The organism is Acidiphilium sp. PM (assembly GCF_000219295.1).
Taxonomy (GTDB): Bacteria; Pseudomonadota; Alphaproteobacteria; order Acetobacterales; family Acetobacteraceae; genus Acidiphilium; species Acidiphilium multivorum.
Genome location: NZ_AFPR01000288.1, coordinates 1 through 6,868 on the forward strand (window position 1 = coordinate 1; position 6,868 = coordinate 6,868).

Annotated in this window: 8 protein-coding genes; 2 read left to right on the forward strand and 6 right to left on the reverse strand. The window is 65.9% G+C overall.

The window, feature by feature from the left end; all coding sequences use genetic code 11:
* The 6 genes from APM_RS11475 to APM_RS11500 all read right to left on the reverse strand — a co-directional run.
* Positions 1-297, reverse strand: a 297-nt coding sequence (locus APM_RS11475) for a translation initiation factor IF-2 associated domain-containing protein (RefSeq protein ID WP_007423544.1), incomplete at its 3' end; no start/stop codon positions are given.
* Positions 298-313: 16 nt separating this feature from the next.
* Entirely contained in the window at positions 314-1,105 is a 792-nt protein-coding gene (locus tag APM_RS11480) for a DUF448 domain-containing protein (RefSeq protein WP_083818675.1), read from the reverse strand.
* Entirely contained in the window at positions 1,047-2,561 is a 1,515-nt protein-coding gene (nusA, locus tag APM_RS11485; RefSeq protein ID WP_007423546.1) for a transcription termination factor NusA, read from the reverse strand. The genes APM_RS11480 and nusA overlap by 59 nt, the downstream gene beginning before the upstream one ends.
* A gap of 31 nt (positions 2,562-2,592) precedes the next feature.
* Entirely contained in the window at positions 2,593-3,117 is a 525-nt protein-coding gene (gene rimP, locus APM_RS11490; protein WP_007423547.1) for a ribosome maturation factor RimP, read from the reverse strand.
* 137 nt (positions 3,118-3,254) lie between these two features.
* Positions 3,255-3,881, reverse strand: a complete 627-nt coding sequence (locus APM_RS11495) for a phospholipid-binding protein MlaC (RefSeq protein ID WP_007423548.1) — start codon at positions 3,879-3,881, stop codon at positions 3,255-3,257.
* A gap of 37 nt (positions 3,882-3,918) precedes the next feature.
* Positions 3,919-4,719 carry a VacJ family lipoprotein gene (locus APM_RS11500; protein WP_007423549.1) on the reverse strand — a complete coding sequence of 267 codons (801 nt, stop codon included), beginning with the start codon at positions 4,717-4,719 and terminating at the stop codon, positions 3,919-3,921.
* A 226-nt stretch (positions 4,720-4,945) separates the two neighbouring features.
* Between APM_RS11500 and metF the strand changes: the two genes are divergently transcribed.
* Both metF and APM_RS11510 read left to right on the forward strand, forming a co-directional pair.
* Complete coding sequence (gene metF / locus APM_RS11505; RefSeq protein ID WP_007423550.1) at positions 4,946-5,878, forward strand: methylenetetrahydrofolate reductase [NAD(P)H]; 933 nt, start codon at positions 4,946-4,948, stop codon at positions 5,876-5,878.
* On the forward strand, positions 5,875-6,868 hold a 994-nt coding region (locus tag APM_RS11510; protein WP_007423551.1), incomplete at its 3' end, for an ATP-dependent helicase. The genes metF and APM_RS11510, both read left to right, overlap by 4 nt.

The window sequence follows — 6,868 nt, forward strand, 5'->3', positions numbered from 1 at the left end:
GGCCTCACGCTGCTGCTCGACCACCGCCCGCTGGCGCGCGGCCTGCTCGGCTGCGGTCAGGCCACGAGGCGCAGCTGCACCGCCGGAGGAGCGCGACGGCGCCGACGGGCGTCCCGTCTCGGCACCAGCGGCGCCACCCCGCTTCTTCCGCACCTCGACCTGGACAACCTTCGAGCGCCCATGACTGAAGCTCTGCCGGACCGAACCGGCATCGACGGTCCGCCCCAGTTCGCCCCGGTTCACCGGCCGCAGCGAGAGCCGCCCTTTGGTTTCGCCTTGATCCTGCTCGTCGCTCATTCAATCCGGTCCGTAATCAATTCTGTGTCTTCGTCTGAGTCATATCTGCGGGCGGTCGAGCCTCGCGACCACCCAGGTCGGCGTTCTCTCTGCCCGCTCCCTGCGGAGCTTGCAATCGTCTGGCCGAAGGTTCTGCGCCCAGCACCCCTGCGAGGCGGAGGGAATCGGTCTCGATCATGCCGGCCAGGCGCCCAGGCCCGATAGCCACATGCACCACACGGTCACGGCCGAACACGGCTCCCAGCCGAGCCGCCGAAATCGGCCTCACCACATTTGTCTTGCGGTGCTGGATCAACCGATCCTGCTCGGCCAGGCTACCATCCGCCGCCTCGACCAGCAGAGCGCATTGCCCAGCGGCTATTCTTTCCTTCACCTTCTCGAACCCGCAAACGGCATCGCCAGCGCGGCGCGCCAGGCCGAGAAGTTCCACAATCCGCTTTTCCAGCGCCCTGCCTGCAATCTCCACGAGACCGGAAGGCAGAGCAATCCGCCGACCGGCAACGCGGGAAAAGATATTGGCCTTCATCGCCTTTTCTATCACATCCCGCCGCGCACTCAACCACATGCCGCGACCGGGCAGGGTTGCAGCGACATCGAAGACGAGCGCTTCGGCCGCCACCGCCTCCGGCGCAACGACGAAGCGCAGCATCGCCTCGCGCTGCTGGCGCTCGCGCGTCACGAGACACCGGCGCAGCGGGCCGCTTTCGGCCGCCGCGTCATCGTCGGCGAGATCGGCGGAGAAATCCGGATCAGCCAGCGTCTTCCTCTCCCTCGAACCAGTGAGCGCGCGCCGCCATGATGATGGCATTCGCCGCGTCCTCGTCCATCGCATCGGCGCCGACGATCTCGATCAGTTCGTCAGAGGCAAGATCGGCAAGATCGTCCAGCGTCTTCACACCCTTCTCGCCGAGCGCCACCAGCATGGCAGGCGATAGCCCCTCCAGCCCGGCAAGATCATCGGCGACACCCAGCGCGCGCCGCTTGTCCTCAAGTTCGGTGGCCTTGCGCTCGAGCGCCACCTCGGCGCGGCGCTGCAGTTCGGCGGCGATCCCCTCATCGAATCCCTCGATCGCCGCAAGTTCCTCGACCGGCGTCGCGGCGAGAACCTCGACGCCCTCGAACCCTTCGGTGACCAGCAGGCCGGCGATCACGTCATCGACATCGAGCGCCTCGACGAACAGGCCGGAGCGGCGGCGGAACTCTTCCTGGCGCCGTTCGCTTTCCTCGGCCTCGGTCAAGATGTCGATATCCCAGCGGGTAAGCTGGCTGGCAAGGCGGACATTCTGGCCGCGCCGGCCGATCGCGAGCGAGAGCTGGGTGTCGGGCACGACGACCTCGACCTTGCCGGCCTCCTCGTCGAGCACGACCTTCGAGACCTCGGCCGGGGCGAGCGCGTTGACCACGAAGGTCGCCGGATTCGGGCTCCACGGAATGATGTCGATCTTTTCGCCCTGCAGTTCGGCCACCACCGCCTGCACGCGCGAGCCGCGCATGCCGACGCAGGCCCCGACCGGGTCGATGGAGGAATCGCGGCTGATCACCGCCATCTTGGCGCGCGAGCCAGGATCGCGGGCCACCGCCTTGATCTCGATGATCCCCTCGTAGATTTCCGGCACTTCCTGGGCGAAGAGCTTGGCGAGGAAGCCCGGATGGGTGCGTGAGAGAAAGATCTGCGGGCCGCGCGGTTCCTCGCGCACGTCGTAGATGAAGGCACGCACCCGGTCGCCATTGTGCAGGTTCTCGCGGGGAATCGTCTCGTCGCGCCGGAGCAGGGCTTCCGAGCGGCCGAGATCGACCATGAGGTTGCCGTATTCGGTGCGCTTGACCACGCCGGTGATGATCTCGCCGACACGGTCCTTGTATTCGTCGTACTGGCGCTTGCGCTCGTATTCGCGGACGCGCTGGACGATCACCTGCTTCGCCGTCTGCGCCGCGATGCGGCCGAAATCGATCGGCGGCAAAGGATCGACCAGATGCCCGCCGACTTCGATATCGGGCTTGAACTTGCGGGCGATATGGATCGGGATCTGGGTTTCCTCGTTCTCCACAGTCTCGACCGCCTCGGTCCAGCGCGAAAGGCGGACATCGCCGGTCTTGCGATCGATCGTCGCCCGAATGTCCTTCTCGTGGCCATATTTGGCGCGACCGGCCTTCTGGATGGCCTGCTCCATCGCCTCGAGCACTTCCTCGCGATCGATCTGCTTTTCGCGGGCCACCGCATCGGCGACAAGAAGGAGTTCGGGGCGGGCTATGGCGGTGTCCATGGTCATCTCGCTCTGTTCACGGATGGGTTTGTCAGTTGGCGGCCGGCGGCGTTTCCGTCGCCTTGATCAGTTCCTCGGTCAGCACCAGCTTGGCGCGCCGGATATGGGCATGCGGCAAGTCGACCGTCTCGCCGGAATCGAGCTTGACGCGCGCCTGGGCCTCGTCGGCGCCAAGCACCGTGCCGGTCAGGCGCTTGCGGCCCGAGGCGGTCGGAACGTCGAGATCGATGCGGGCAAGATGGCCGGCATAGCGGTTCCAGTCCTTCACCCGGGTCAGCGGCCGGTCGATCCCGGCGGAACTGACTTCCAGCGTCCAGGCCGAGCTGATTGGATCGTCCACGTCGAGCACGGCGGAGACGAGATGGCTGATACGCTCGCAGTCGTCGAGCGAGAGCGGCGTCTGGTCGGCGCGATCGGCCATGATCTGCACCGTCGGCGTCTGCTTGCCCATGATGGCGACACGCACGAGCTCGTAGCCGATCGACTCGAGCCCGGGGGCGATCAGTTCGGCGATGCGGCCTTCAAGGCCGGTATGCTGGGGGCGGGTATCGTTCACGGGGAAACTCTCGGGGTATCCTGGCAACAAAAAAGGCGGCCGGTTAGGGCCACCTCCATCAGTCTGGAGATTTATTTGCACGATATATAGGACGGACGCCGCTCCCGGGCAAGAGCGGCGTCCGCCCCCCGTGTGGGTCAGCCAGCTTCCATCCGGGCGATCTGCTTCTTCATGGCGTCGAGCAGGGCGCTCACCTGGCCACCATTGTCGTTGATCACGCTCGAATAATCCGATCGTTCGGTAATCCTGAGCGAGGTTCCCTCGACCACGACATCGACGATCCGCGGCTTGCCGCCGACCGTATCAACCACCCACTGCACATCCGCCGGCGACTGGCCGGGCCGGGTGACCGTGGTCGACACCATCTCGCCCTCGGGCCCAGGCTTCGTGCCGTCGACAGCGAACTGGACGCCCTTGTAGGCGCGGATCTGGTTGGTGATGTTGTAGGCCAGCGTCTGGTGGAAAAGTCTGAGATATTCCTGTTGTTGTGCCGGTGTCGCCACCCGCCAGTAGCGGCCGAGCACGAATCGGCCGATCTGGTCGACGGCGACGATACGGTCGACAAGCTCGCGCAGCTTGTCCGCCTTCACCTTGGTCGAGTCGGGACCATTGACGATCGCGACCAAATGGTCACCGGATTGCTTGATGAAACTCTGCGCCACCGAGGCGGCCGGCGCGGCAGCGAGGGCGGTTGCAGGCAGCGCGCCCAGAACCGGCAATACGGCGAACGCGCCGAGCAGAACCCGGCGAACGGAAGAAGCCATCAGAAAATCCTTTCTGCAGTGCGTCGTCTCGAATGCCCTACGGCGAGCCATAGGGGCGCGGTTTCATCGCTTCCCGTTCCTTCGCCGGATACCAGGCCGGTGGCGTCGCGATATCGCGCTCGTTGATTGTCCTCAACTGTGCGGCACGATGTTGGCGATAAAGGCTCCGGAATGTGGCATAGGGATCGAGCGACGACTTTTTGATATTGCTGATCGTGCCCAGCAGGTTTGCCCGTTTGTTCACAACGTCGAGCGCATCCGAGCTGTAATTGAAGATGGTCAGGCCGGTCGAGGGCGGGGCCGCGACCGTGGGCGTGAGAAAGAAGCCCGCAGGAAGGACGGAGGCATCGCGCACATCCGAGGGGCCGGCGAATGGCAGATAGAGATAGGGCCCCTCGGGCACGCCATACCCGGCGAGGGTCAGGCCGAGATCGGTATAGACCCGCTTGTAACCTATGGCGCTCGCCGGGTCGAAAATGCCGCCGATCCCGACCGTCGAATTGACGATGAAGCGGACAAGCGTGGTGCCAGCGTCGCGCGGCTTGCCGGCGGCCATGAACTCAAGCAGTTCGGCTGGGCCGTCCATGTTTTGCATGAAATCGCTCACATGCTCCCGAATCGCCGGAGTCGTGATGTGGCTGTATCCGACAGCTACCGGGCGCAGCACGTAAGTGTCGAGCACGTTGTCGAAATGATAGAAGACCTTGTTGGCGGGCTTCAGCGGGTCGTTCTGCTGCTGATAGGCCTCGAACGCGGCCTTGTTGGAGCGCGGCGGCGGCGTCGCGCAGCCTGCAAGCAGAACGGACGCCGCAACCAACGGCAGGATCGATGTCTTCACGTTGCCTACAGGCCTCCTTTTTCGGCATCCTCTTACGGATGCCGCGTTGTCTTTTGCCGCAACGGCGCGCACGACGCTCCGGCAGGGCGTGTCCGGACGGAGCACACCCCCTATATCAAGCGGTATGTAGCGCAGCATCCGGAGCGATCAACAGCACGGCCCACCGGAGGCTGCCGGCCTTGCCACCGGCGGCGCTTGCTGCCACGAGACGCCCGAGGAGTTTCCGATGAGTCACACCCCGCCCCGCGCCGTCCTGGAACGCTGGCTGTCCGGTCCGCGCGTTGATCCGCTGCCAACGCCTGCGCTGCGCGCCCCGGCCCCGGCGATCTCGTTCGAATTCTTTCCGCCCAAGACCGAAACACTGGAAGCCCAGCTCTGGGCCTGCATTCGCCGGCTCGAACCGCTGGCGCCGCGCTTCGTCTCGATCACCTACGGCGCCGGCGGCTCGACCCAGGAGCGCACCCACGCCACCGTCACCCGCCTGGTGCGGGAGACCACCCTTGTTCCGGCAGCGCACCTGACCTGCGTCGGCGCCTCGCGCGGCGAGGTCGATGATGTCGCCCGCCGCTACTGGGATGCCGGCGTGCGCCACATCGTCGCCCTGCGCGGCGACCCGCCGGGCGGCACCGCCTATGCGCCGCATCCCGAGGGCTACGCCTATGCGGCCGATCTCGTCGCCGGGCTGCGCCGCGTCGCCGATTTCGAGATCTCGGTCGCCGCCTATCCCGAAACCCACACCCAGGCACCAAGCCCGCAGGCCGATCTCGACAATCTGAAGCGCAAGCTCGATGCCGGGGCGACGCGGGCGATCAGCCAGGTCTTCTTCGAGACCGGCCATTTCCTCGACTTTCTCGACCGCGCGCTGGCCGCCGGCATCACCGCGCCGATCATCCCCGGCATCATGCCGGTCTCCAATTTCGGGCAGGCGAAGCGGATCAGCGAGATGGCCGGCACCCATGTCCCCGCCTGGATGGGCGAGATGTTCGACGGACTCGACGACGATGCCGAAACCCGCAAGATGGTCGCCGCGAGCATCGCCGCCGAGCAGGTCCGCACGCTGCAGGCCAACGGCATCGACGAGTTCCATTTCTACACCCTCAACCGCGCCGACCTCACCTACGCCATCGCGCGCATCCTGGGCGTGAAGCCGGCCAGGTGAGCGACTATCTCGACAGGCTGAACCCCGCCCAGCGCGAAGCCGTCGAGGCGGTGGACGGGCCGGTGCTGGTGCTTGCCGGTGCCGGCACCGGCAAGACCCGCGTGCTGACCACCCGCTTCGCCCATATCCTGCTCACGCGCCGCGCCTTTCCGAACCAGGTGCTCGCCGTCACCTTCACGAACAAGGCGGCGCGGGAGATGCGCGAGCGCGTCTCCGCCCTGCTCGGCGAGCCGGCGGAGGGGCTCTGGCTCGGCACCTTCCACGCCCTCGCGGCACGGATGCTCCGCCGCCATGCCGAACTCGTCGGCCGCACGTCGAATTTCTCGATCCTCGACCCGGACGACCAGCTCCGCCTGCTCAAGCAGGTGATGGAAGCGCGACGGATGGACGTGAAGCGCTTCACCCCGCAGGGGCTGATGGGCACGATCCAGCGCTGGAAGGATCGCGGCCTGCTGCCGGACCAGGTGCCGCGCGAGCTCGATATCGACTGGGGGGCCGAATCCGCGCGCGACCTCTATGCTGCCTACCAGGAACGGCTGCAGGCGCTAAACGCGATGGATTTCGGCGACCTGTTGATGCTCGCGACCGACCTGCTCAAGCGCGAGCCCGAGATCCTCGCGCAGTATCACCGCCGCTTCCGCTACATCCTGGTCGACGAATACCAGGACACCAACCTCGTCCAGTATTACTGGCTGCGCCTGCTCGCCCAGGCCTCGAAGAACATCTGCTGCGTGGGCGACGACGACCAGAGCATCTATTCCTGGCGCGGTGCGGAGATCGAGAACATCCTGCGCTTCGAGCAGGATTTCCCGGGTGCGAAAATCGTCAGGCTGGAGGCGAATTACCGCTCGACCGCGCCGATCCTGCGCGCCGCCTCGGCGCTGATCGCGCATAATGAAGGCCGGCTCGGCAAGACGCTGCATGCCGGGCGGAACGATGCCGAGGGCGAGAAGGTCGAGGTTCTCGCCTTCTGGGATTCGGACGAGGAAA